Origin of the sequence: Advenella kashmirensis W13003 (assembly GCF_000506985.1) — a bacterium.
GTDB classification, from domain to species: Bacteria; Pseudomonadota; Gammaproteobacteria; order Burkholderiales; family Burkholderiaceae_B; genus Advenella; species Advenella kashmirensis_A.
The window spans coordinates 1,683,867-1,709,650 of record NZ_KI650979.1; the positions used below are offsets into that span (position 1 = coordinate 1,683,867).

Consider the following 25,784-nt stretch of genomic DNA (forward strand, 5'->3'; position numbering starts at 1 on the left):
TGACGAAGCAGCGGAAATAATTGAAGAAGTAGCAGAACAAACTTTAAAGGAACTCAAATGAAAAAGCGCGTACTCGCTGCACTTGCAGCAGGCCTGTTGGCCGCAGGGCATATGGCCTATGCCGAAGAACTGAAAATAGCCTTCGCCGACAATCTGTCTTCGCTGGATCCTCAACTGAACAACTTTGCGGGTGACCGCTCCGCCGGTCTGTTCTTTTTTGATATGCTCGTCAATAATTATGACAACAAGCTGTTGCCGGGCCTGGCCACAGAATGGAAAAACACCGGTCCGACGACCTGGGAATTCAAGCTGCGTCCCGATGTCAAATGGAGCGATGGCACACCGTTCACGGCTGAAGATGTGATTTATTCCATTGAGCGCATCCGCAAGGTGCCCGGCTCTGTGGCTCCGTTCACCGGTTACGTGCGCACCATCAAGAGCGTAACGGAAAAAGAACCCGGCACGCTGGTTTTTGAAACCACCATTCCCAACCCTGGCCTGCCGCTGAACCTGGCGTCGGTGCATTTGGTACAAAAGAAAAGTACCGAACACGCGACCAGTGATGATTTCAATTCTGGTAAAGCGCTCATCGGTACGGGCCCGTATAAACTGGTTTCCTATACGCCAGGCGCCGGTTTTCAGGTCGAGGCCAACCCCAGTTATTGGGGCGAAAAGCCACTATGGGACAAAGTCTCCTACCGCTATGTGGCCAATGCCGCGACTCGATCTACAGCACTGCTGTCGGGCGACGTTGACGTGATCGATAAAGTATCGGTTGCCGACCTGAAGAAGCTGGAGAGCGATCCGAAAGTTAGCGTGTATGCCTACAACGGCTTGCGCGTTTTCCTGTTACAGCCCAGCTTCAATCCGAAACCGAATAAATTCATTACCGATAACAGCGGTAAACCATTAGATAAAAATCCGCTGCTGGATGTGCGTGTGCGCCAGGCACTTTCTCTTGCCATCAATCGCGAAGCCATCGCAGATCGTCTTCTGCAAGGCAGTGTGACCGTGGCCGATCAGTGGATGCCTAAAGGTTCCATTGGCTACAATGCCAATATCAAGCCGATTGCTTTTGATGCTCAGAAAGCCAAGGATTTGCTCAAGGAAGCAGGCTACCCTGATGGTTTCAATCTGACCGTGCACGTGCCGACCGATCGCTATCCGCTGGCACCTGAAACTGTACAGGCCGTTGCCCAGTTCTGGAGCCGCATCGGCGTGAAAACGCAGGTATCTGTCGTGCCGTGGGCCGTCTATTCTAGCGCAGCTAAAAAGAATGAATACGCCATGTCCGTGATTGCCTGGGGCAATGGCACGGGCGAAGGCAGCTACGCCATGGTCAATATCCTGGCAACCGTCAATCCGGAAAAAGGTCTGGGTGCGTCCAACTGGGGCCACTACAGCAGCCAGAAACTGGACGATTACCTGAAGCAGGCGACCGAAGAGTTCGACGATGCCAAACGTGAAAAAATCATGGAAGATGCGGCACAATCAGTATCGGATGATGTCGGCATTATTCCCCTGTTCCATTACAAAAATATCTGGGCGGCACGCAAGGGCCTGGTGGTCAAACCGCTGAGCTCTGATCGTACGGTGCCTGTCATGGTGACCAAGGAAGCGGGCAAGTAATGTCGTGATTCAGCATTCTGTTATTAATACGGCATATTTCCTCCAGCGATAATCACATTTGCTATAGGTCACATGTTTGATGGCGGGATGCTACGATTTTCTGGAATAACTATGTCAAATGAAATTTTATCGGTGACACCAGCCGATGCGCTGATAGACGAGCCCCGGGCCATCCGTGTTGAAGGGCTTGCACCCGCGCAGCGGATTACCATTCAGGCGCAAACCGAGCGCGCCGGAAGCGTCATGTGGCGCAGCCAGGCCGAGTTCGTGGCCGATGCCCAGGGCGTGGTCGATCTGTCCTCGCAGGCGCCGCTGACCGGCAGCTATGAGGGTGTCTCGCCCATGGGCCTGCTGTGGTCGCAGGTGCCAGAAAAAGAGGGCCAGCGGGAAATGTTTGCCAACACGGTGTCCCAGCCGCTCGTGACCACGATCAGTGCACTCACCAGCACACAAACGCTGACAGCGACATTGACACAACATCTGATGGCTGACGGGGTGCAACGCATCGAGGTTCGTGAAGACGGTCTGGTGGGTACGCTGTTTCTGCCTGCAACGCCGGGGCCGCATCCGGCCGTGATGATTCTCAATGGCTCGGGCGGGGGCATCAACGAACCGCGCGGTGCACTGTACGCCTCTCGTGGCTATATTGCATTTGCACTAGGCTATTTCAAAGCGCCCGGTCTGTCTGACTATATCTCCAACACACCGCTGGAATACTTCAAGAAAGGCCTGGACTGGCTGCGCAGGACACAACAGCCGCTGGGCGGATTTGTGGCCTTGAGCGGTCAGTCGCGCGGTGGCGAGCTGGTGCTGCTTTTGGGCAGCATTTATCCGCAAGATGTCAGCGCTGTGGTCGCCTACGTGCCGGGCGCGGTCGTGCATAGCGGACAGAACGCCGCTGATCCGCAAGTCGGCCGCGAAGGACCCGCCTGGCTACTGGATGGCAAACCGCTGACGCATGTGTGGCAGGACAATAAAACCGCCACCTGGGCGCCATTTGATGAGGGGCCTTCACCGCATCGGCATGCGCGTGCGATTATGACGGCGTTGCAGGATAGCGATGCCGTAGCACGGGCGCGCATCGAAGTTGAAAAAATCCAGGGGCCGGTCATTTTGCTGTCTGCCACCGACGATGGCGCCTGGCCATCCAGCCTGTACAGCAAAATGGTTTACGATCATTTGCATGAAGTCGGTTTTGCGCACGTGGTGCAGTGGGTGGATACCCAGGATGGGGGACACAGTATTGTGTTTCCCTATGTACCGACGACGCAACTGGTCTATGCACATCCGGTATCTGGCAAAATCAATACCGGTGGCGGCACGCCGACAGCCAATGCGCAGTCGGACGAACATACCTGGGCGGCCGTCAAAGACTTTTTGCGCAACGCTGTGAGAGCGCATCTGGCACGTGAACAATGAATTGAACGCAACAATACAGTAAAGGAAACATCATGCAAAGCGCAGAGTCCTCCGATCTGATCGATACGCTGCTCGATCTGAAGCCGGACAGCAAAACATGGCAGGCCCGGCAGTTCCGGGAAAAGGTGAAAAATGGCACGCAGGCCAGTTATGAGGCCCTGTTTTCACCAGAATTGCATTTACCATTGAAAGACCGCTGGCTGGTTGCCCTGTACGCCAGCAGCCTGATGAAAGCATCTGAATTGACTGCTCACTACACCGAGCAGGCGCTGTTGGCCGGCATTGAAGAAAAGCTGGTGCATATCGTGAGCGAAGATCACGTAGAAGATATCGTCAAATGCGAGCTGAACAGCGTGCTGCAATTTACCAAGAAATTGATTCTTGATCCGATAGAAGGCAATGAAGAAGCATTGCTGACATTGAAAGAATCCGGCCTGTCCACACAAGACGTGGTCGTGCTGGGACAGTTGATCGGTTTTCTGGCGTACCAGATTCGCCTGGTGGCCGGCCTGAAGGCAATGCGCAAACTGGAGGACGCAGCATGAGCGAGGTAATCAAAGCCAATGGATTTACCAACCAGACACTGGGCTGGAAGGCATGGCTGGATGTCGTGGATGCCAATGCCGCCACGCCTGAACAGAACAAGGTGCTGGAAGCCAGCCATCCGCAGGCCAAGACGTCTGATTATTACCTGCTGCTGGTACATGAGCCGCATATTCTGGATCAGCGTTCCTATACCTACAACGCCATTATGTATGCGCCAGGCGGCCTGAATCGCGCCGACCGTGAACTGGGGGCGCTGGCCGTGTCGCGCATCAATGGCTGCGTGTATTGTGCATCGGTGCATGCGCAGCGGTTCGAGCAACTGGCCAAGCGCAACGAGATCGTGCGCGACGTGTTCGAGGATCTTGCGACGGCCGCCAAAAACGAACGCGATGCAGCCGTGATTGAGGTTGCCACGGCGCTGACGCGCGACGTTTCAGGATTTGATGCAGACCGGTTGCGCGTACTGAAAGATCAGGGGTTCAATGAAGTGGAAATGCTGGACCTGATTCATTCGGTCTCGGTATTCGGATGGGCCAACCGGTTGATGCAGAACCTGGGCGAACCGGTTTTTCCGAAGGAATGAATAGTCTTATCCTGAATATGATGCACGCGAGTGTTGATAGGTAAATGGGACGGGCTAAGGTAGCCTGTCCGTCCCTGAATATGATGAGCTTGTCGCGGCCAGCTCGAGAATGGGCTGCTCCCGTCTGCCCCTCGCTTCACAACCATTCATTGAGCCATCGCTTTTTCTGTTCATTGGGTTGCGCACCTTCCCATTCCATTCTTGGATGACTGGGAAACCCAATGTAGCGAGATTTGCTCGCGAAGCGATCGGATCCATGAAAATAAAAATCAGATATTTGTTGTGTATAATTACACAATGAAGAGCAGTGAAGTCATCAAACTATTGAAAGCCGATGGCTGGGTTTGGGTAGGAGGTAAAGGCGATCATATGAAATTCAAGCATCCCATGAAAGCTGGCCATGTCGTCGTTCCGCATCCCCGTAAAGACGTCCCTTGGGCACCTTACGTAGTATCTATCGCCAGGCAGGCTGGCAGTGGAGGTCCTGATGCTGTACCCCGTTTATATCCATAAAGATCCTGAGAGTGCGTACGGTGTGACTTTTCCCGATTTTCCGGGCTGTTTCACTGCAGCCGACGAAATTGCGGATTTACCCCGAATGGCACAAGAAGCTGTGGAGGTTTATTTCGAAGGGGAAGATACGATGATTCCTCCACCGTCTTCTTTTGAAACGTGGCTGACGGACGAACGCTTTCAAGACGGATGCTGGATGCTGGTCAATATTGATTTATCCAAAATCAGTACCAGGTCTGTTCGCCTCAACATCAGTCTCCCGCAAGAGCTGGTATATCGGATTGACGAAAGAGCCAAAGCCAGGCATATGTCCAGATCCGCCTATCTGGCTGCTGCCGCAGAAAAGGAATTAGCGACTCACTGACTGACGGTAAATGGCCGAGGTCGTTATGACTCTACAGGTGAGCTCAATACGCAAACCGCTCCTGCAGCCCTTCCAGATGACATTCCTTCAAAATCGCCAGCTGCCGTTCACGCGCACTTTTCTTGAAGCCGCCGGTTTTTTTTGCGATGATCAATTCGTTCTTCATGGAATGCTCCCAGCCTACCAGTTCCGTCACGGTCACCTGATAGCCGCGCGCTTCCAGTTGCAGGCAGCGCAGGACATTCGTGATCTGGCTGCCGAATTCGCGGGTGTGCAGCGGATGACGCCAGAGTTCGGACAGGGGTGTCTTGCCCAGCGTGTTGCCTTTGGTGCTGCGCAGCGCCGCAGCCACTTCGGCCTGGCAGCAGGGCACCAGTACAATGAAGCGGGCGTCGCGCGCCAGGGCAAAGCGAATGGCATCGTCGGTGGCCGTATTGCAGGCGTGCAGCGCCGTGACGATATCGATTTTTTCAGGAAGATCGGCTGACGAGATCGATTGCTCGACCGTCATGTCCTTGAATTGCATGCCTGCAAATCCAAGCCGACGGGCCAGGTCTTCGGATTTTTTTACCAGCTCGGGGCGCGATTCGATGCCATACACCGTCGCGCTGTCGTGTTCCTTCAGGAACAGGTCGTACAGAATAAACCCCAGGTAGGACTTGCCAGCGCCGTGATCGACCAGCGAGAGCGCCTGCCGATCGTCCAGCACGGTTTGCATCAACGGTTCAATGAACTGGTACAGGTGATAGACCTGCTTGAGTTTGCGGCGCGTATCCTGGTTGATTTTGCCTTCGCGCGTGAGGATATGCAGTTCCTTGAGCAATTCGATGGACTGCTGCGGCTTGATTTCCGGAATAAGCGTCATGCCTGTGCCTTTACACCGTCATCGAGAAAATACGGGCGCCTGGCTGATGCCGCAGCATCCGCAGGTCAAAGGCCATACAGATATTGCGTGCGAATGTGCGACCGGCTTCCGTAATATCGATACGGTCGGTGCCAATACGGATCAGGCCGTCATTTTCCATTTCCGCCAGGCGCTCAAGCACGTCGGGCAACTCGGGAAACTGCATGGCCGGATCGGCCCAGCTGGTCTGCAACTGGCACATGAGGTTCAGGATATGCCGGCGAATGACCAGGTCTTCGTCGTTGAGCAGATGGCCACGGAACAGGGGCAGCGCACCGCTCTCGACGCGGGCGTAATAGTCTTCCAGTACTTTTTCGTTTTGCGCGAAGCCGTACCAGGTATCGCTGATGGCCGAAACGCCCAAGCCGATCATCAATTGGGTCGAGGATGCGGTATAGCCCATGAAGTTGCGATGCAGGTTTTTATCCAGCATGGCCTGGTAGAGGGTGTCGGAGGGCAGGGAGAAATGATCCATACCGATTTCCACATAGCCCAGTTCCTCGAACAGCCGTTTGCCGTTCTCGTAGAGGGCGCGTTTTTGCTCGCCCGAGGGCAGGTCATTCTCGTCGAACCCGCGCTGACCATTACCCTTGATCCAGGGCACGTGGGCATAGGAATAGAAAGCCAGGCGGTCGGGTTTGAGCGCGATGGTTTTCTTGATGGTCGCTTCCATGGCTTCCCAGGTCTGGAAAGGCAGGCCGAAAATCAGATCATGGCTGACGCTGGTATAGCCGATCTGCCGGGCGGCGTCGGTGGCGTTCAGTACGTTTTCGTATGGCTGGATGCGATGGATGGCCTTCTGGACCATGGGGTCATAGTCCTGCACACCATAGCTGACACGCCGGAAACCCAGGTCGTACAGGGTTTGCAGGTGTTCCTTGCGTGTGTTGTTCGGATGTCCCTCGAAGCTGAACTCGTGGTGTTCGTGGACAATGGCCTCGTCCAGTATACCGTTGAGCAGGCGCTTCAGGTTGGCGCTGCTGAAAAAGGTCGGCGTGCCGCCTCCCAGATGGATCTCACGAATGACGGGTTTGTCTCCCAGCAGCTTGCGGTACATGGCCCATTCGCGCAGCACGGCATCAACGTAAGGCTCTTCTACGCTGTGCTTTTTCGTGATGCGCTTATGACAGGCGCAGAACGTACAGAGCACCTCACAGAACGGCAGGTGGATGTACAGGCTGATGCCTTCCTTGCTGTTGGATTCGGCAAAGCTGCGTTTGACAGTCTGCAGATAGGCGTCGGTATCGAAGCTGCCCTCGTCCCAGTACGGGACGGTGGGGTAGCTGGTGTATCGCGGGCCGGGGATGTTGTATTTCTGAATAAGTGTGTTCATTCTGTACGTGCGCCCCCGGGCGTAGGGCGGGGGTCGCTTAAAATGCGGGCTCGGTGTCGTCCGGGTCGGCGGTTTTCGCAGGCCGCTTGCTTGCGGTTTTTACGGCAGCCTTTTTCGTAGCGGTTTTCTTGACTGCGGTTTTCTTTGCTGCAGTCTTGCTGGCGGCCTTGCGGGCCGTTTTCTTTACAGCCTTTTTGACTGCCTTGCCGCCCGTGGCCTGCGCCTTGTCGTCGGTTGCATCGGCCGCAGCAGCTGCCGTTTTTGCCGCTGATTTCGCGGTTTTAGTAGCCGACTTGGAGGCCGTTTTTGCCGTTTTGGCAGGGCGGGGCTCAAATTCAAACTCTATTTTACCCGCTTTCGACATGGCAAGGTACGCTTTGAACTTACGGTTGGTACGATTGGACACAAAGCCATCAAGCAGATCGGTTTTGCCCTGGCCCAGCAGTTTGCCCATTTGTTCGTGGCTGATTTCCTGTTGCAGGATCACGCGCCCGGACTTGAAATCGCAGGTTTTCTTCTCGCTGACCGAGTTCTCGCAGACATAACTCATGCCGGTGTCATAGACGCTACCCGTGCATTTCGGGCATTGTCCGATCGCAGTCAGCTGGGACACGTCCAGCGGTTCGCTGTTGTCGTCGTCGGACTGGCCGAAATCGAACTCCAGTTTGTTTTCCGGCGTAATACGCAGGATTGCCGAAAAAGGCCGTCCCATTTTGCTGATAAAGCCGTTAAGCGGGCCCAGGGTCTTGTTTTGCAACAGCTCTTCAACTTCGGGAATTTCAAAGGTGCGGCCACCCGGGTGCTTGGTAATGGAAAAGTCGCAGTTGGTGCAGGCATAGCGGCGATAGTTTTCCTTGACGACGCTGCCGCAGTTCGGGCAGGGCGTGACCAGGGTAGCGTAGTCGCCCGGCACGGTGTCCTGTTCGTATTCCTTGGCGCGCTTGACGATGATCTGCGTGCTCTGCGCGATTTCGCGCATGAAGGCTTCGCGGTCCAGCTGGCCCTGTTCGATCTGCTTGAGCTTGTGCTCCCACTCGCCGGTCAGTTCCGGTGAGGTCAATTCGCGCACGTTGAGGCCGACCAGCAGCGTCATGAGCTGACGTGCCTTGGCGGTAGGGATAAGTTCCCGACCTTCGCGGCGCAGGTATTGTTCGTTCAGCAGACCTTCGATAATGGTGGCGCGGGTGGCTGGCGTGCCAAGGCCGCGCTCGGACATGGCTTCACGCAGTTCGTCGTCATCGACCAGTTTGCCTGCGCCTTCCATGGCTGACAGCAGGGTGGCCTCCGTATAGCGGGCCGGAGGACGGGTGGCCAGTTCTTTGGCCGCAATATCTTCGGTCTTGACGGTTTCGTTTTCTGCCACTGGCACCAGGGTTGCATCGCTTTCCTGGTTCTCTCGTCCGTAAATTTCCAGCCAGCCCGGTTTGACCAGCACCTTGCCTTCGGTTTTGAAGTGATGGCTGGCAACGACGGTAATACGCGTGGTGACCCGGAACTCTGCGGGGGGGAAGAATACGGCCATGAAACGTTTGGCGACGAGGTCATAGATTTTGCCTTCGGCTTCGCTCAGTTCCTTGGGCACCTGAAGGGTGGGAATGATGGCGAAGTGATCGGAAATCTTTTTATTGTCGAAAATACGCTTGTTGGGTCTGACCCAGCTGTTTTGCAGGATTTTCCTGGCAAAGGGCGCGTTGCGGCGCGCCAGTAGCGAGTCGGCGCCCACGATGGCGTCGAATGTCTGTTTGACTGTCCCCAGGTAGTCTTCGGGCAGGTAACGTGAGTCGGTACGCGGGTAGGTCAGGGCCTTGTGCCGTTCGTACAGGCTTTGCGCCAGCGCGAGCGTGGTTTTGGCGGTGAAGCCGAAGCGGGAGTTGGCTTCGCGCTGCAGAGAGGTCAGGTCAAACAGCCCGGGTGACATCTGGGTCGACGGTTTGGATTCTTCGCTGACGGTACCGCTCTTGCCGCGGCAGGCAACGACGACCGACTGAGCGCTGGCTGCCGACCACAGGCGATTGTCCTTTTTTTCGGGATCGTGTTCATCTTTCTTGAAAGCGGGATCGAACCATCTGCCTTCGTACAGGCCGCCGGCCGCCACGAAGGTGGCGTGCACTTCCCAGTAGTCACGGGATTTGAACTGGCGGATTTTTTCTTCGCGTTCAAACACAATCGCCAGCGTCGGCGTCTGAACGCGCCCGATCGGCGTCTTGAAGAAGCCGCCGTCCTTGCTGTTGAAGGCGGTCATGGCACGGGTGCCGTTGATGCCGATCAGCCAGTCGGCTTCGGCGCGGGAGCGTGCAGCGGCCTCCAGCGGTTTCATGACATTGTCGTCGCGCAGATTGTCAAAGGCTTCCACAATGGCGTTGCGGGTCATGGACTGGAGCCAGAGGCGCTTGATGGGTTTTTTGACGCCCGAATACTGGATGATGTAGCGGAAAATCAGCTCGCCTTCGCGGCCCGCGTCACATGCGTTGATAATGGCGGTGACATCCTTGCGTTTGAGCAGGCGCACCAGCATTTTGAGGCGGTCGGTGGACTTTTTGTCAGATGGCCGCAGGTCGAACGCCTTGGCGGGAATGGCCGGCAGATGATTGAAGGACCATTTGCCCCGGACGACATCGTCGGGGTTGGTCAGGGTAAGCAGGTGCCCTACGCTGGACGACAGGACATACTGGTCGTTTTCAAAGTAGTCGCCTTCACGGTGCATGCCACCCAATGCACGGGAGATATCAAGTGCAACTGAAGGTTTCTCAGCGATAATCAGGGTTTTCGTCATGGTATTCCGAAGTTATAAACCGCAAGCGGGTGTTGTTTTTCACCGAGTGTACTACACGGTTATGCCGGAAACAGGGATAACGGTTTCCGGTTATATTTCTGTGACCGGCATTGTGACGCCAGCCCAAGCGCGGATAATAAGGGAGGTGAATCGTTTCGCGCAAGTCCGCGGAGCCCATGAACGAAATTGAGCTTTCCTGGTTTACTGCATGGTGCGGGCCTGAGATTCAATGGCGTCGCGTGAGCAGATCGCAGGATTTTTTGATCCGCCGGTGTATCGGATTTTGAACAATCAGCGGTTTTATGGTTTTCCGATGTTACGCACTTATAAGGGATGTGCTATTTTTCATCCTTTATTCATGATTCTGTCATTTTCTGCAACGGGTGGCGTGCTTGTCAGGGCGCTGCCCATGCCGGGAATCATAAAGAGGTCAATCAAATCATGCATGTATCAACGCATCATGCCGCATCGGCAGCGACAGATTCGCAAGGCATTGCCTGGCGGGATTTTTTTCGTATAGCCTTGCGCGTACTGGCAGTGGGGCTGCTGGCCAGTGGCGTGGTGACCTGGATCGCTGCGAACTGGGATGGCCTGGGCAAGTTTGAACGCATCGCGGGCGTGCAGGGATTGCTGGCTGTCACGGTCGTTATTGCGCTTGTCCTGGCCTGGCGCGCGCGGTGCCGGCCGGCACTGGCTTCCGGTGTGGCAGGCGTGCCGGCCTTTGCCGGTGCCCTGTTTCTGGCCTCTGTGGTAATAGGGGGCCTGCTGGCGCTGCTGGGTCAAACGTATCAGACCGGGGCAGATCCATGGACGCTGTTCGCCTGGTGGGCCGTGCTTATGCTCCCCTGGCTATGGGCGGCGCGCAGCTGGTTCGTCATCGTTCTTTGGCTCGTGGTGTTGAATACAGCCGTGGTTCTGCTGCTGGGTGAGCGAAGTCTGATCCGGTTGCCGGACGGCCATTCCCTTGCGAGCGACGCCTGGACGCTGGTCGTGGTCAATGCCGTTTTGCTTGCCCTGGCCGAGTGCCTGCGGGCGCGCTTTAACGATCCATATCGGGTGGTGCCAAGGTTGCTGGTTCTGGCCACGCTGGTTGCATTGTTCGGTACGCTTGCTGCGTATATTGAATATATTATGCGCGACAGGCTGAATCAGGATCTGCTGTTGCAGGCGGTCTTTGTTGCTGTGATCGTCGCAGCGGGTTTTCATGTCTACCGAAAACTGCGTCCCGATGCGTTTATCCTGTCCCAACTGGCGGTCTTTACCGTGCTGTATGCGGGCAGTTTTGTTCTGCTGGTCAGCTGGCTGTTTGCCGAATCCATCGAGCTGAGCGTGGTGCTGGCGTTTATTGTCGGACTGGTCGGGCTGCTGGGCTGCGTCTCCTGGTTGCGGCAAATCCATCGCTCACAACCCGGGGCGGGCGACGCAGAAACAATGCCGGTCAGCCATGCTGTTGCGCCTGGCGGTGCAACGGGTTCGGTCGATATTCGTGCCAATGACAGGACGGAACCGACCCGCCACTGGCCGCTGCTGTTTCTGTTTTCATTCGGCTTTCTGTTCTTGCTGGGGGTAGCACTGATCCTGCTGCTGGATATTGAATTGACGGTCGCGGGTGCGCTTTGCATCGTCGTCGGACTAGTGGGGTATTTCGTGCTGGGTGAACGGCGCCGGGTCGTCGGTGCGACGCTGGTCCTGGCAGGCTCCCTGCTACTGGCCTTCGAGGTGTCAGAGCACGCCTATTTCGGACTGCCCTTTCCTTTGCCCGCATTGGGGCTGGCGGTCGGTTTTATGCTGTTGTATCACCTGTATCGCGCCCCGTGGTATCAGTTTTTGTGCGCGATAGTGGCGCTGCTCCTGGTGGCAGACGTGTGGCTGCAATATTCCTCCGGTTTTGACACCTTTGAATCACGTGTCGGATGGTATTCATTTCTGAATGAACCAGCTCCTGTCTATATGGCGCTGGCAACCCTCATCCTGATGGCTTTACCCAGAGCGTGGGCAGTTCGCTATAAAACGCTGGCCTGGGCCTTGCTGTGCCTGCCGCTGGGGGCCTGCTTTGTCTATATGTATGGTGAGTCTTACGGTGTGGTTCAGGATCAGGCTGGCGGGCAGGCCATGCTGACCCTTGCGCTGGAAAAGTGGCGTCTGCCTGCCCGGTTTCCCCTGTATTACCTCAGCAATATGGTGTTTGCCCTGTTGCCCGTTGTCGTCGCGTGGCTATCGGCCAGCCGGCGGCAGGTGCCATGGCGGGATCGCGTCGTCGTGCTGCTGGTCCTGCTGGGCCTGGGCGCGGTTTGGGGCGATCTACCCGGCGTGCAGATCGGTCTGTTACTCTGCGTGCTCGGTTACGAGTTACGCTATCGGAGCATGCTGGCGGTTGGCATTGTCAGTATCATCATTTTTCTGGCGCAGTTTTATTATCAGCTATCTTTTCTTTTATTGGATAAGGCCCATTTCCTGATGGGACAGGGCGTGGTATTGCTGGTTATTGCGCTGATCTGGCATTGGGCGGGCTCAAAGGGCGCGGTAACGGTAGAAGGCACGGTTGCCAGTGCGGGCACGCATATGTCTTCATCTGCACCTTCGTTTTCACTGCGTAACGAATCTGTTTCTCCCAAGGGGGCCGGCGTGTCTGGGCGCGAAGGGTATCCGATGCGCAAGAACACCGTAGTGATGGCCGCTATTTTGCTGGGGCTGGTTGCCGTCCTGGCATTGGCCAATGTTGATGTCGTGCGCAAAGAGGCCATCATTCGCGATGGCACGCGTTTTGTGGTGGCGTTGCGTCCGGTTGATCCTCGTTCTCTTATGCAGGGCGATTACATGACGCTCAATTTTGTCACGCCAGGAGCCGACCAGGCAGATGTGTTTTCAGATTATTCTCACCATTACGTTGAGCTGTCGCCCGATGCACAGGGCGTCTTTCAATTCACGAGAACGTTACCGGCACTGACGGCACCCGAACAGCCCGGCAATGTGGTGGTGCGCTATCGCAGGCGCATTAACGGCGGCATTCTGTTTGTGACTGATGCATACTTTTTCCAGGAAGGAAGAGGCGAGCATTTTGCCCATGCCCGTTATGGCGAGTTTCGTGTCAGTCGCGATGGGACGGCGTTGCTGGTCGGGCTGCTTGATGAGAAGCAGAACCGGCTGTGATGTGCACGCAGGTGACTGCGGGTCCTGTTATCCGTATCACCCGATATTGAAACGTTGTCGCCATACCGTCACCGCGTTGTCCCAGAAAGCAGGCAGCGTCGTGACGGGCAGCACATCAAAACCCAGGGCTGCCCAGGCTCGTTGCAGGCTTTTCAATGGCTGCTGCAAGTCAATCGCCTGGGCATGATTCTGTTTCGAGAGTTTCCGTCCTTCTGCGTCCAGCACCAATGGAACATGCATCATGCGTGGCGGTGTAAAACCCAGCATGCGGGCCAGTTGATGCTGGCGTGCGGTAGAGGAGAGCAGGTCCTGGCCGCGTACAACGTCGGTTATGCCCTGGTCGTGATCGTCCACCACAACCACCAACTGGTAGGCAAAGAGGCCGTCGGCGCGTTTCACAATCATATCGCCAACCGTCTGCGCCACATTCTGCGTGCGCGTGCCTACCCAGCGGTCGATAAACACATAGGATTCGTCAGGCACGATGACGCGCCAGGCCCGGGGCGCGCGTGCGTCACGTATCCCAAAACGGCAGGTGCCGGCATAGGGGCGTTCGCCGTCCTCGCCCAGTAAACCCGCCTGCCGGGCGCTGTCGGCGATTTCCTGTCGGGTACAGGCGCAACCATAGATGTGCCCGGCTGATTGCAGTTGTTCAAATATCTCGGTATAGCGCAGCAGGCGGGCAGACTGCCAGAGAACGTCTCCGTCCCAGTTCATACCCAGCTGGGTCAATTGGGACAGGATAATCTGGTCCGCACCGGGTACCACCCGTGGGGTGTCAATATCCTCGATCCGCAACAGCCAGCGGCCCTGGTGCGCACGCGCGTCCAGGAAGCTGGCCATGGCGGCAACGAGCGATCCGTCGTGCAGTGGGCCGCTGGGACTGGGGGCAAAGCGCCCCGTGTACGAGGCGTGAATGAATGAGAACGGCTTGGGCAAAATGAGTGGTTAGGAGTGGCAAACAAAATGCTTTTGTGCGCGCGGCCGGTACCAATGTGTTCTGGGTCGGGCGCCGCGCCGCCAGCCGGCCATTGTTGCCGGCCGGTGGCATTGCCGATCAATGAAAGAGCTTTTCTTCGTCGTCTGTGACCAGTTCTTCCAGAATCAGATGATCAATTTCTGCTTCCTGGCTCCACAGCACCATCAGGGTGATGATTTTGATGTGCTGCAATGACAGTGGCGCTTCGGGAGCGGCCATGGCGCGATCGATGATAATTTCACGCAGGGCAGGAGCCACCGCACCGGAATATTCGAGAAAACTCAGGAACCCCATCGCAGCCACGCCAAGATGGCGCTGTTCGGCAGGGGCATAAACGCGAGTGCTGGCGTCAGACATATTGGTGAGTTCCACGCATTTTTCCGTGGATTCGGCCAGTCCGAAAAGCCAGCCGATGGCATCATCAATATCTTCATGCTCGAAGCCGGCAGCCATCAACCGTTTGGTCAGGACATCTGCGGAGGGGCAGGATTCTGGAGTGTAATAGTTCTCGAAGAGATAAACCAGGACATCATACATAATGCGTTTCCCCAAAAGGTTTATTCAATGATAGCCTTTCAGTCAAGTGACACCATCCCGCCTTCAAAAATCTTGAATTAAGCTGAAAGCGTAGATAAATGGTGCTATTTGACAGGCTACACCCGTCAGCCGTTACGCAGGCTTAATGCTTATACTTTACGGGTTTTTAGAAAGGCAGGCAACGGTTTAATGCCGATTGGCAATAAAAAGTCGTTGCAGTGCACTCATGCTCATGATTCAAAAAGACTTTTCGCACAAAGCACCGTTGCGGGCAGGCCGCGCATTGTGTTTCAGTCGGTTGCAGACCAGCCGATGATGATGGAAACGGACATCGGCAGACCGGTACGGCAAAGAGTCGGCGCCGGGAAGAATCGGTGCAGCGTGATTGTGCGTTTTTCGCACAGGCCGGACAGCTGCAGGGAATTTGAATACAATGAAAACTTATCCCGATTTATCTCCAAATTACCCTGTCTGCCTTTAAAAGGAAGTGCCATGTCGTTTAGCTCCGCCGATGCCCAGTCGCTTATGGAAATCACAGCCCGTCCGCCGATGTATTTTGTTCGCGGCGAAGGCTCGTGGCTGACCGACGACACGGGCAAGCGATATCTGGACTGCATTCAGGGCTGGGCCGTGAACTGTCTGGGGCATTGTCCCCCGCAATTGGTCAAGGCGCTCAATGATCAGGCCGCCACGTTGATCAATCCGTCCCCTGCATTCTTCAACGAGCCCTCGACAGCGCTGGCCAAGCGACTGACCGACGCGTCCTGCTTCGACCGCGTGTTCTTCACTAACAGCGGGGCCGAGGCCAATGAGGGCGTGATCAAGCTGGCTCGCAAGTGGGGCCAGAAAAACAAAGGCGGCGCCTACAAGATTATTACGTTTAACCACAGCTTTCACGGCCGTACACTGGCCACCATGTCGGCCTCCGGCAAAGCAGGCTGGGATACGAAATTTGCCCCTCAGGTTGAGGGTTTCCCCAAGGCGGAACTGAATGATCTGGCGTCGGTCAAGGCGTTGATTGACGATCAGACGGTCGCTGTCATGCTGGAACCGGTACAGGGCGAAGGCGGGGTGATTCCGGCTGATATGGCGTTCATGAAGGCGCTGCGTGAGCTGACCCGTGAAAACAATATGCTGCTGATTGTGGATGAAGTGCAGACCGGCATGGGACGCTGTGGCGAGCTGTTTGCCTACCAGGCCTATGGCATTGAACCCGATATCATGTCCCTGGGTAAGGGCATCGGCAGCGGCATTCCGCTGGCCGCCATGCTGGCCCGCGAAGAAGTGGCCTGCTTTGAGCATGGCGATCAGGGTGGTACTTACAATGGCAATCCGCTGATTACGGCAGGGGGTGTTGCCGTGTTCGATGCGCTGACCGCGCCAGGCTTCATGGAGAGCGTGCGCTTGCGGTCTGAACAGTTGTCGCAGGGCCTGCTGGCGCTGTCTGAAAAATGGGGCATGAAGGGCGAGCGCGGTATGGGTTTGCTGCGCGCCCTGATTCTGGACAAGGACGACGGCCCTGCGATTGTGGATGCCGCACGTGATCGGGGTCCTGAAGGCATGCTGCTGAACGCGCCGCGGCCCAATCTGTTGCGTTTTATGACCGCATTGAATATTACCGAAGACGAAGTCAAATTGATGCTGGCGTGGCTGGATGAGGTGATCGCCAAGGTCAGATCCTGACTACAAGCCTGTCCGTCCCGACAGGGCAACAAGGCCGCCGGGGCATCGTGCAACCGGCAGCCGCCAGCACCCATAAGGAGCCAATATGCAAAACGAGATGGAACTTAAAGAGCTTGTCATTGAGCTGTCTGATAATCTGAACCAGTGCATGGCCCAGCAGGCGGCCTTGCAACACGCCGTTTATGCATTGCTGGCCAATGTCAGTGACAAAAAAGCGGTACGCGAATCACTCAGTGTCTGTGCCGATGGTTTTATGGAAGCCCAGGAATCACTGGGTTTGCCGGACGATATGATTGAAACCTATCAGGACGAGATCAACGAATTGCTCGATACCCTTTCTGACGATATTGAGCAGCAGCGCGACGCTGACTGGGCCAACGAAGGCGGCAATATTCATCTGGACGACGGCAAGCAGTAAAGTGTTTTGTCGCCATTTCCCAAAAGGATTCGGGAAATGGCGCAGTGCTCCAGTGATGTATGCCAGGCCGCGGTCTCTGCAGACGTTGATTTTCAAAGCGCGCATTCCAGGCAACCGGCACGCAGCACAACTAAGCCGGGTCTTCAATCCGGATCAATTCGGCGCCGTCGGTCACTTGATCCCCCACTGCAAAAAATACTTCCTGCACCGTGCCGTCCGTCGGCGCGTGAATCGCATGCTCCATTTTCATGGCTTCCATGACCATCAGCGCATCGCCTTTTTTCACAGTGTCGCCGGGCTTGACCGACAGGGAAATGATTTTTCCGGGCATGGGGGCGGTCAGGTTGCCGCCATGGTCTGCGGCATCGTCGGCCGCATGGCGCAGCAGGTCAGGCAGGCCGAAAATGCGCGTGCCACCGGTTTCTCCTGAGCCGAACAGCCAGGCCTGTTCACCATCGCGCACGACCGTGCCGGTATAGTTGCGCCCATCCAGATTGACACAGACGTTCCAGCTGTCACCGTCCTGTTCTGCCGACCACGACAGCGGGTAGCTGCGTTCCCGATGAACCAGTTGCCATTGACCATCGATGCGCTCCAGGTGCAGCGCGTGTTCATTCTCGCCGTCCTGTAGCTGCAAGGTTTGCCGGTAGTGTCCGGCAAGGCGCCAGCCATCGGTGCTGTCCCACGGGTCTGGTGCATGACGGTGTGTGTTGTCCTTTTGCGTGGCCTGGCCCTGGGCGCTGATCCAGGTGGCCGCGACGCAGACCAGGGCGGGCAGGGGAGCCTCGGCGTGTTCCGGCAGCAGTTGCTCGCGGTTTTTCTCGATCAGCCCCGTGTCCAGGTCTGCCGTGGCGAAAGCGGTGTTCTCCATGAGGCGGCCCAGAAATGCCAGGTTGGTGCGCACGCCCACGACCTGGGTTTGCGCCAGGGCCGTGTGCATGCGGGTAATGGCTTGCTCCCGGTTCTCTCCCCACACAATCAGCTTGGCGATCATGGGATCGTAATACGGCGAGATGCTGTCGCCCTGGCGCACACCGCCATCGACGCGAATCGTACCGTTGCTGAAGGCGACATGGTCCGGCAAACGCAGGTGGTTGAGCGTGCCGATCGACGGCAGAAAGCCATTGTCAGGGTTCTCGGCATAAATACGTGCTTCAATGGCATGGCCCTGCATGGTCAGTTGATCCTGGGTCAGGGGCAGGGGCAGGCCACAAGCGACCCGCAATTGCCACTCCACCAGATCCAGACCGGTAATCATTTCGGTGACCGGATGTTCCACCTGCAGGCGGGTGTTCATTTCCATAAAATAGAAGCGGCCATCGGGTTCGGCGATGAACTCGACGGTACCGGCGCCCACATAACCCACTGCCTTGGCGGCCGCCACGGCTGCATCGCCCATCTGCTTGCGGCGTTCCGGCGTCATGCCGGGGGCCGGAGCCTCTTCAATGACTTTCTGGTGACGGCGCTGAACCGAGCAGTCCCGCTCGAACAGATACACCGCGTTGCCCTGGGTATCGGCGAACACCTGAATTTCAATATGGCGCGGCTTGGTCAGGTAGCGTTCGACCAGAACCATGTCGTCGCCGAAACTGCTGATGGCTTCGCGCTTGCAGGAAGCCAGCGCGGCGGGAAATTCGTCGCTGCTGTTGACGACACGCATACCCTTGCCGCCACCGCCTGCGCTGGCTTTGATCAATACCGGATAGCCGATGCGGTCGGCTTCCTGGTGCAGCAGTGCAGGGTCCTGGTCCTTGCCATGGTAGCCGGGCACCAGTGGCACGCCCGCTTTTTCCATCAGCGATTTGGCGGAGGATTTGCTGCCCATGGCAGCAATTGCAGAGACCGGTGGACCGATGAAGGTCACGCCGGCCTGCTCGCAGGCCTGGGCAAAATTTTCGTTTTCGGACAGAAAGCCGTATCCGGGATGAATGGCTTGCGCGCCGGTGGCGCGGGCCGCGTTCAGGATTACGTCGCCCAGCAGATAGCTGGCGCGCGGTTCGGCTCCGCCAATATGGACAGATTCATCGCAGGCCTGTACATGGGCAGCATGGGCGTCGGCATCAGAATACACGGCGACGGTACGGATACCCATGCGGCGCGCGGTGGCGGCCACGCGGCAGGCGATTTCTCCGCGATTGGCAATCAGAATAGTGTGAAACATGGTCTTTGTCTCCGGTCAGATACGGAACACGCCGAATCGGGTGTCTTCTATCGGTGCATTCAGGGCAGCAGACAGGCTCAGCGCCAGCACGCGCCGGGTATCGGCCGGCTGGATGATGCCATCGTCCCACAGGCGCGCGGTGGCATAATAGGGGTGGCCTTCGCGCTCGTACTGCTCGCGGATGGGCGCCTTGAACTGGTCTTCTTCTTCGGCAGACCAATTGCCGCCCTTGCCCTCGATGGCATCGCGACGGATGGTCGACAGCACACTGGCAGCCTGTTCGCCCCCCATGACGGAAATGCGGGCATTAGGCCACATGAAGAGCAGCCGCGGGTTGAAGGCGCGACCGCACATGCCATAATTGCCGGCGCCGAACGAGCCGCCGATCAGGACGGTGATTTTTGGTACCGAAGCGGTAGAGACTGCGGTCACCATTTTCGCACCGTGGCGGGCGATGCCTTCGTTCTCGTATTTGCGTCCGACCATGAAACCGGTAATGTTCTGCAGAAAAACCAGCGGGATCTTGCGCTGGCAGCACAGTTCGATAAAGTGGGCGCCTTTTTGAGCGGCTTCGGAAAACAGGATGCCGTTGTTGGCGATGATGCCGACGGGCATGCCGTGCAGGTGGGCAAAGCCCGTCACCAGCGTGGTACCAAAGCGCGCCTTGAATTCATCGAATTCCGACGCATCGACAATGCGGGCAATGACTTCACGCACATCGTAGGGCTTGCGGGTATCGGCCGGAATAATGCCGTTCAGTTCGGCAGGATCATAAAGCGGTTCGCGCACCGGCTGCAGTTTAAGGGGAATGTCTTTCCTGATGTTCAGTCGTGCAATGGTATCGCGCGCCAGTTGCAAGGCATGCAAATCACTGTTGGCCAGATGGTCGACCACGCCCGACAGGCGGGTATGAACGTCGCCGCCGCCCAGATCTTCGGCCGTGACCACTTCTCCTGTCGCTGCCTTGACCAGGGGCGGGCCGCCCAGGAAAATCGTGCCCTGATTCTTGACGATAATGGATTCATCGCTCATGGCCGGCACATACGCGCCCCCCGCCGTGCAGGAACCCATGACCACGGCGATTTGCGCAATGCCCATGGAAGACATCACGGCCTGGTTGTAGAAAATGCGTCCAAAGTGATCACGGTCGGGAAAGACCATGTCCTGACGAGGCAGGTTGGCACCGCCCGAGTCCACCAGATAAATGCAGGGCAGGCGATTTTGCTGGGCGATCTCCTGGGCCCGCAGGTGCTTTTTGACCGTCAGGGGGTAATAGGTACCACCCTTGACGGTCGCGTCATTGCAGACGATGACGCATTCAATGCCGTTGACCCGGCCGATGCCGGTGATGACCCCGGCGCCCGGTGCCTCGCCGTCATACATGTCGTGAGCTGCCATGGGCGAGAGTTCCAGAAAGGCGGAACCCGGGTCCAGCAGGCGTTCGACACGATCCCGCGGCAGCAGTTTGCCGCGCGCCACATGCTTGGCGCGTGCGCTTTCGCTGCCGCCGAGGGCGGTTTTTTCCAAATGCTGCTTCAGATCGTCAATCTGCTGCTGCATGACCTGGGCGTTTTCCAGGAACGTGGCGGAACGGACATTGATTTTAGAGGCGATAACGGGCATAAAGCGTTTCCATGCAAGAAGCCGGCAGCCGCGCGCCAGGGGGCGCGAGCAGCGGGGGACAACGTATGGCACGAGCGCTCGTTACGACGGTTGAACGGCCGCCGATGCGAGCGCGCGCGGGATCAGATCATTTCAACTGCGAGCGCAACCGCTTCGCCGCCACCGATGCACAGCGAGGCGATGCCGCGTTTGCCTTTGGTCTTGCGCAACGCGCCCAGCAGTGTCGTCAGAATGCGGGCACCGGATGCGCCGATGGGGTGGCCCAGCGCGGTGGCACCGCCGTGGATATTGACTTTTGCGTGGTCAAGCTCAAGCTCTTTCATGGCCGCCATGGTAACGACCGCAAAGGCTTCGTTGATTTCGTAAAGATCCACTTCGTCCTTGTTCCACTGCAGTTTGTCCAGCAGTTTTTTGATGGCGCTGACGGGGGCGGTGGTAAACCATTCCGGCTCGTGTGAGTGCTGGGAATGGCCCACGATGCGGGCAATTGGCGTGGCGCCCAGTTTTTTGGCTGTGGATTCGCGCATGATGACCAGGGCCGCGGCGCCGTCGGAAATGGAAGACGAATTGGCCGCGGTGACCGAGCCGTCTTTTTTGAACGCTGGCTTGAGTGCCGGGATTTTTTCGGGTTTGGCCTTGCCGGGGGATTCATCGGTATCGACCACGGTGTCGCCACTGCGACCCTTGACGGTCACCGGCGCGATTTCCCATTCGAAACTGCCATCGGCAATGGCAGCGTTGGCCCGTTTCAGGGACTCGATGGAAAAGGCGTCCTGTTCTTCACGGGTAAAGGTATATTTGTCGGCGCATTTTTCGGCGAAGACACCCATGGCCGTGCCGCGCTCGTAGGCGTCTTCCAGGCCGTCCAGCGCCATGTGATCATAGACGGTGGAGTGACCGTAGCGATAGCCCTGGCGTCCCTTTAGCAACAGGTAGGGCGCGTTGCTCATGCTTTCCTGGCCGCCGGCGACGACGACATCAGCACTGCCGGCCACCAGCAGGTCATGCGCGAGCATGGCGGCTTTCAGCCCTGAGCCGCAAACCTTATGAATGGTAGTGCAGGCAACGCCTTTGGGCAAACCACCGCCCAGCGCGGCCTGTCTTGCGGGTGCCTGGCCCTGTCCGGCCTGCAGCACGTTGCCCATAATGACTTCCTGAACGTCGTCGGCCTTGATGCCGGCGCGTTCAACCGCAGCGCGGATGGCGGTGGCGCCCAGTTCATGAGCAGCCAGTCCTGAAAGACTGCCCATCATGCCGCCCATGGGCGTGCGGGCAGCGGAAACAATAACGATAGGATCATTCATGTCGGACTCCTTTATTGGGTGATGTGCCGCGGCGTGCCTGGAGCGTGCAGGCAGCGCTGGGCTGGATAGGGGAAGATATCTTCGATTTTACCGGACGCGACCCGGTTCTGCCGGTTCTGCCACCACTGATAATCGAGCAGGGTGGCATGATGTTTCATGAAGGCCTGGCGCACGCGGGGATCTCCCAGCAAAAAGCGCTCGAACTCTTCGGGGAAAACATCATTGGCATGTACTGCGTACCAGGGTTCATCGGACATTTCCGCTTCTTCGTTGGGCGCAGGCGGAATTCTGCGAAAAGCCATGTCGGTAATGGGCTGGATTTCATCGTAATCATAGAACACGATGCGACCCAGTCGCGTCACGCCGAAGTTCTTGTACAGCATGTCTCCGGCAAATATATTGGCGGCGGCCAGTTCGGCAATGGCGTCTCCATAGCCCCTGACCGCTTCCTCGAGCGCCTGATCGCTGGCGCGATTCAGATAAATATTGAGTGGCGTCATGCGCCGTTCGATATACACATGGCGCAGAACGATCGAGTCGTCGGTTTCTTCGATCAGGCTGGGCACTTCGGTGCGCAGTTCCTGAAGCAGGGCGGCGGAAAAACGCTTCAGTGGCAGCGCGACCTGCGAATATTCCCAGGTGTCGGCCATGCGTCCGACCCGGTCATGCAGCTTGACCATCTGGTATTTCTGGCGCACCGTCGCGTGCACCATGCCATCCTTGCGGATTTTGTCGCGGATCAGCTTGAACACATAGGGATAGGAGCCCAGCGTGAAGACGGTCATGACCATGCCTTCGATGCCAGGCGCGATATCGAACGTGTCGGTCGAGTGTGTCAGGTGATGCAGAAAATCGCGGTAGAACAAGGTTTTGCCCTGCTTTTGCAGGCCGATGGCCGTGTACAGCTCCGCCTTGGGTTTGGCGGGCATCAGCGTATGCAAAAAGGACACGTAGGACGAGGGTGTTTCCATATCTACCAGAAAATACGCACGCGTAAAACTGAACAGCGTACTGATATCGGCGCGCGTATGCAGCAGCGCGTGCAGGCGGATTTCGTGCGCCGGCGTATGCAGCAGGGGGATGGAAAAGGGATACAGCTGGCCGTTATTGATGAAGCGGCCGATGATATAGGCGCCCTTGTTACGGAAGAACAGGCTGCGCAGCACATGGATCTGGCAATCGGGGGCGATGCGCGAGCCGCCGGTCTTGGCGATTTCGCGCCGTAATATGCCGACGGCACGCCGTGCCAGCAGACGGGCATCCTCGGGCAAATCATGAAAAGGCAGCGCCAGGCCGAAATCGGCCACCATGTCGATGACGGTCGGAATAATGCCCTGGGTATGAGGGTAGTAGACGCGATAGGAACTGCCCTGCGCATCGATATAGTCTGTTGCGACCGCAGGACGCACGAACAGGAAGTCGTTATGGAAGTAGTCGCGATGCATGATCCGGCTGCAGACCGAATTGAAGAACGTTTCGGCGCATTCCGGCTGGCTGTGTTCCATCAACAGCTGTGTGTAGGCCTGCTTGATATCCTGCCAATAGCGGCTTTGTTCTTCAGTAAAGGAGCCGCCCAGTTTCGGGTCCTTCATGGCCATGGCGGTTTTGTCCAGCAGCTTGGCGATCTGGCGCGTGCATTCGCGCACCCGCGTATCGTAGTAGTCGATCCGCTCGCGGTTGACGCGCTGCATACCGTGCCAGTCATGCGATTCAAACAGAGATTTGGCGCGCTGGGCGACAAAGCGGAACAGCGAATAGTGACGGTTGAAGCCCGCCAGGATTTCAGCCGCCAGCGCAGCCGGCTCCGGCACTTGCGGATCCAGTTGATGGACTAGCTGGTGGTCTGCAGTGAGCGACTTCATGATTTACAGGCGGTGGGGCCGACAGGTTGGCGTGCGTGAACAAAACATAAGCCTAGCGGGTCTCGTTAAACAGTTCGCGGCCGATCAGCATGCGGCGGATTTCACTGGTGCCGGCGCCAATTTCGTATAGCTTGGCGTCGCGCCACAGGCGGCCGGTCGGATATTCGTTGATGTAGCCGTTGCCGCCCAGGATCTGAATACCTTCGCCTGCCATCCAGGTGGCTTTTTCCGCGCAATACAGAATGACGGCGGCGCAATCCTTGCGGACCTCACGTACGTGGCCTGCACCGAGCCTGTCCAGGTGTTTGCCTACGGTATAGCAAAAGGCGCGACTGGCCTGCAGGGTTGTATACAGATCGGCCATTTTCCCCTGGATCAGTTGGAACTCACCGATAGACTGGCCAAACTGCTTGCGCTCGTGCACATACGGCACGGTGATGTCCATGACGGCCTGCATGATGCCCAGCGGGCCGCCGGCCAGCACGGCGCGTTCGTAATCGAGCCCGCTCATGAGTACTTTGACGCCACCGTTGAGCTGACCAAGAATGTTTTCTTCAGGTACCTCGCAGTTTTCAAAGACCAGCTCGCCGGTATGGCTGCCGCGCATGCCCAGTTTGTCCAGCTTTTGCGCGACCGAAAAGCCCTTGAAGCCTTTTTCGATAATGAACGCGGTGATGCCTTTTGCATTCGCCTGGGGATCGGTCTTGGCGTAGACCACCAGCGTGTCGGCATCCGGCCCATTGGTGATCCACATTTTGCTGCCGTTCAGGACATAATGGTCGCCTTTTTTCTCGGCACGCAGTTTCATGCTGACGACGTCGGAACCGGCGCCCGGTTCGCTCATGGCAAGCGCACCAACGTGCTCGCCGCTGATAAGTTTGGGCAGGTATTTTTTCTTTTGTGCTTCGGTGCCGTTGCGGTGCAACTGGTTGACGCATAGATTGGAATGGGCGCCATAGGACAGGGCGACCGAGGCGCTGGCGCGCGAGAGCTCTTCCATCACAATCATGTGTGCCAGATAGCCCAGGTTGGCGCCGCCATATTCCTCACCCACAGTCATGCCCAGCACGCCCAGGTCGCCGAATTTTTTCCACAAATCCATGGGGAACTGGTCGTTTCTGTCCAGTTCGGCGGCGCGCGGGGCTATTTCAGCCCTGGCAAAATCGGCCACGGCATCGCGCAGCATGTCCAGATCCTGGCCCAGATCAAAATTCAAACCGGGAATTGTCATGAAAAATCTCCGTCGTCTTGTGAGCGATGAATTCGAAAAGATTCATTACTGTGAGTTTACGTGAACCGGATCACCACTTGATGACGCAATGGGGCCAGCAAGGGTAATCGCCAGTGTGGAAATCCGTAGACGAGCGTGGATAGCGCCTGTCTCTGGCCTGCCGAAAATATATCATTACGTTTACGTAAACGTCAATATATCAATGCCTAGGATAAACCCGTAAGGCGAAGGGCGCCAGCACTCCCGGGCTGCAAGCTTGACATGGGTTCGGGTCAAATACTACGCGCCTGTGGCCGGGTCGTGAATTTGACGCAGGAGCGCCAGGCAGTTTTTTTCCTGCTCGTCGATTTCGGACAGCGTCTGATCCAGATCCTGTTTTTGCTGCAGTAGCTGCTGCTTGTGGCGAGTAAGGATCGACAGATAGGTTTCCAGTTGCGGCTGGGTGCTGCCGGGACCCTCGTACATGCCGATAAGTGAACAGATTTCCGACAGTTGCAGCCCCAGCCGCTTGCCGCGCAGCGCCAGTTTCAGGCGGGTGCGGTCGCGATGGGTATAGATGCGCTTTTGTCCGTCCCGGAGGGGGTCGACAATGCGGTGGTCTTCGTAGAAGCGAAGCGTGCGCGGCGTGATATTGAATTCTTCCGCGAGTTCGGAAATAGACCAGGTGCGTGGATTCATGAAATATATAAAGCAGGCCGACAGGGCGTTCTGACTTGCTGTTTACGTTAACGTAAACTATGATCTATGAATTAAAAACAAATGTCAATGAGGA

The 25,784-nt window shown here is 57.0% G+C and carries 20 protein-coding genes; 9 read left to right on the forward strand and 11 right to left on the reverse strand.

The genetic code is table 11. The annotated features are described in order from the left end of the window. Positions 1-57 precede the first annotated feature (57 nt). From W822_RS31755 to W822_RS31775, 6 genes are all read left to right on the forward strand, one after another. Entirely contained in the window at positions 58-1,629 is a 1,572-nt protein-coding gene (locus tag W822_RS31755) for an ABC transporter substrate-binding protein (RefSeq protein ID WP_024004629.1), read from the forward strand. 111 nt (positions 1,630-1,740) lie between these two features. Then, complete coding sequence (locus W822_RS31760) at positions 1,741-3,048, forward strand: acyl-CoA thioesterase/BAAT N-terminal domain-containing protein (protein ID WP_024004630.1); 1,308 nt, start codon at positions 1,741-1,743, stop codon at positions 3,046-3,048. Positions 3,049-3,080: 32 nt separating this feature from the next. Beyond that, positions 3,081-3,593 carry a CMD domain-containing protein gene (locus tag W822_RS31765; RefSeq protein ID WP_024004631.1) on the forward strand — a complete coding sequence of 171 codons (513 nt, stop codon included), beginning with the start codon at positions 3,081-3,083 and terminating at the stop codon, positions 3,591-3,593. After that, positions 3,590-4,177 (forward strand): peroxidase-related enzyme, encoded by a 588-nt coding sequence (locus W822_RS31770; RefSeq protein ID WP_024004632.1) that lies wholly within the window; start codon positions 3,590-3,592, stop codon positions 4,175-4,177. Before W822_RS31765 ends, W822_RS31770 begins: the two co-directional genes overlap by 4 nt. 297 nt (positions 4,178-4,474) lie before the next feature. After that, positions 4,475-4,690, forward strand: coding sequence for a type II toxin-antitoxin system HicA family toxin (locus W822_RS46130; RefSeq protein ID WP_024004633.1), 216 nt, complete (start codon positions 4,475-4,477; stop codon positions 4,688-4,690). Next, positions 4,665-5,054, forward strand: a complete 390-nt coding sequence (locus tag W822_RS31775) for a type II toxin-antitoxin system HicB family antitoxin (protein ID WP_024004634.1) — start codon at positions 4,665-4,667, stop codon at positions 5,052-5,054. The genes W822_RS46130 and W822_RS31775 overlap by 26 nt, the downstream gene beginning before the upstream one ends. A 43-nt stretch (positions 5,055-5,097) precedes the next feature. Here the strand turns inward: W822_RS31775 and W822_RS31780 are convergent, their stop codons facing one another. Genes W822_RS31780 through W822_RS31790 form a run of 3 tightly spaced genes read right to left on the reverse strand, consistent with a single transcriptional unit; the run spans position 5,098 to position 10,064 of the window. Next, positions 5,098-5,919 (reverse strand): class I SAM-dependent methyltransferase, encoded by an 822-nt coding sequence (locus tag W822_RS31780; protein ID WP_024004635.1) that lies wholly within the window; start codon positions 5,917-5,919, stop codon positions 5,098-5,100. Positions 5,920-5,929: 10 nt separating this feature from the next. Then, positions 5,930-7,291 (reverse strand): oxygen-independent coproporphyrinogen III oxidase, encoded by a 1,362-nt coding sequence (gene hemN, locus W822_RS31785; RefSeq protein ID WP_024004636.1) that lies wholly within the window; start codon positions 7,289-7,291, stop codon positions 5,930-5,932. A gap of 37 nt (positions 7,292-7,328) precedes the next feature. After that, positions 7,329-10,064, reverse strand: a complete 2,736-nt coding sequence (locus tag W822_RS31790) for a DNA topoisomerase III (RefSeq protein WP_024004637.1) — start codon at positions 10,062-10,064, stop codon at positions 7,329-7,331. 441 nt (positions 10,065-10,505) lie between these two features. Here W822_RS31790 and W822_RS31800 point away from each other — a divergent pair, with 441 nt between their 5' ends. Further along, on the forward strand, positions 10,506-13,214 hold the full coding sequence (locus tag W822_RS31800; RefSeq protein ID WP_172642774.1) for a GDYXXLXY domain-containing protein: 2,709 nt from the start codon (positions 10,506-10,508) through the stop codon (positions 13,212-13,214). Positions 13,215-13,250: 36 nt separating this feature from the next. On the opposite strand, the gene gluQRS is transcribed toward W822_RS31800, so the two are convergent. Both gluQRS and W822_RS31810 read right to left on the reverse strand, forming a co-directional pair. After that, positions 13,251-14,153 (reverse strand): tRNA glutamyl-Q(34) synthetase GluQRS, encoded by a 903-nt coding sequence (gluQRS, locus tag W822_RS31805; RefSeq protein WP_024004640.1) that lies wholly within the window; start codon positions 14,151-14,153, stop codon positions 13,251-13,253. 118 nt (positions 14,154-14,271) lie between these two features. Then, the gene (locus W822_RS31810) at positions 14,272-14,730 is read right to left on the reverse strand and encodes a Smg family protein (protein WP_024004642.1); all 459 of its coding nucleotides are present in this window, start codon (positions 14,728-14,730) and stop codon (positions 14,272-14,274) included. A 492-nt stretch (positions 14,731-15,222) separates the two neighbouring features. On the opposite strand from W822_RS31810, the gene W822_RS31815 reads away from it, so the two are divergent. Together W822_RS31815 and W822_RS31820 are read left to right on the forward strand one after the other, a co-directional pair. Continuing rightward, on the forward strand, positions 15,223-16,413 hold the full coding sequence (locus W822_RS31815) for an acetylornithine transaminase (RefSeq protein WP_024004643.1): 1,191 nt from the start codon (positions 15,223-15,225) through the stop codon (positions 16,411-16,413). Between the two features lie 85 nt (positions 16,414-16,498). After that, positions 16,499-16,831 carry a hypothetical protein gene (locus W822_RS31820; RefSeq protein WP_024004644.1) on the forward strand — a complete coding sequence of 111 codons (333 nt, stop codon included), beginning with the start codon at positions 16,499-16,501 and terminating at the stop codon, positions 16,829-16,831. A gap of 130 nt (positions 16,832-16,961) precedes the next feature. Here the strand turns inward: W822_RS31820 and W822_RS31825 are convergent, their stop codons facing one another. The 6 genes from W822_RS31825 to W822_RS31850 all read right to left on the reverse strand — a co-directional run bounded on the left by W822_RS31825 (position 16,962) and on the right by W822_RS31850 (position 25,690). Then, complete coding sequence (locus tag W822_RS31825; protein WP_024004645.1) at positions 16,962-18,992, reverse strand: acetyl/propionyl/methylcrotonyl-CoA carboxylase subunit alpha; 2,031 nt, start codon at positions 18,990-18,992, stop codon at positions 16,962-16,964. 15 nt (positions 18,993-19,007) lie between these two features. Further along, positions 19,008-20,615 carry a carboxyl transferase domain-containing protein gene (locus tag W822_RS31830; protein WP_024004646.1) on the reverse strand — a complete coding sequence of 536 codons (1,608 nt, stop codon included), beginning with the start codon at positions 20,613-20,615 and terminating at the stop codon, positions 19,008-19,010. Positions 20,616-20,737: 122 nt separating this feature from the next. Then, entirely contained in the window at positions 20,738-21,919 is a 1,182-nt protein-coding gene (locus tag W822_RS31835; protein WP_024004647.1) for an acetyl-CoA C-acyltransferase, read from the reverse strand. Between the two features lie 11 nt (positions 21,920-21,930). After that, complete coding sequence (gene aceK / locus W822_RS31840; protein WP_024004648.1) at positions 21,931-23,781, reverse strand: bifunctional isocitrate dehydrogenase kinase/phosphatase; 1,851 nt, start codon at positions 23,779-23,781, stop codon at positions 21,931-21,933. A 52-nt stretch (positions 23,782-23,833) separates the two neighbouring features. Then, positions 23,834-25,012: an isovaleryl-CoA dehydrogenase gene (locus tag W822_RS31845; RefSeq protein WP_024004649.1), complete on the reverse strand. Its 1,179-nt coding sequence runs from the start codon at positions 25,010-25,012 to the stop codon at positions 23,834-23,836. 279 nt (positions 25,013-25,291) lie between these two features. Continuing rightward, a complete protein-coding gene (locus tag W822_RS31850) occupies positions 25,292-25,690 on the reverse strand; it encodes a MerR family transcriptional regulator (protein ID WP_024004650.1) in 399 nt (132 codons plus the stop codon). Between the last annotated feature and the right edge of the window lie 94 nt (positions 25,691-25,784).